The sequence below is a fragment of the Thalassolituus sp. ST750PaO-4 genome, assembly GCF_020320405.1.
Lineage (GTDB): Bacteria > Pseudomonadota > Gammaproteobacteria > Pseudomonadales > Oceanobacteraceae > Venatoribacter > Venatoribacter alkanivorans.
This window is the reverse complement of the sequence record NZ_JABVCB010000007.1, coordinates 477,173-477,442: the sequence shown is the minus strand read 5'-3', so window position 1 is coordinate 477,442 and position 270 is coordinate 477,173. Positions and strand designations below refer to the sequence as shown.

At 55.9% G+C, this 270-nt stretch carries 1 protein-coding gene; it reads left to right on the top strand.

Translation table 11 applies throughout. The features are described from left to right. Nucleotides 1–270: VCBS domain-containing protein (locus HUF18_RS07965; protein WP_225691773.1), on the top strand; the 270-nt coding region annotated here is incomplete at both ends.

Genomic DNA, 270 nt, shown 5'->3' with positions numbered 1-270 from the left:
ACCTTAACCATTGCTCCGCAAGCCGACTACAACGGTGCCGGCAGTATCACCGTACAGGTTTCCGACGGCGCCCTGAGCGACAGCACCAGCTTTAATGTCACCGTAGATCCGGTCAATGATGCGCCGGTCATAGACACAATTGCAGCCCAAACCCTGAACGAAGATGCCACACTGAATATGACGTTAAGCGCCACCGATATCGACAGCGGTTCGTTAACCTACAGCATCACCTCTGCCACCAGCGAGCTGGGGGCCAGCATCAGCGGTACA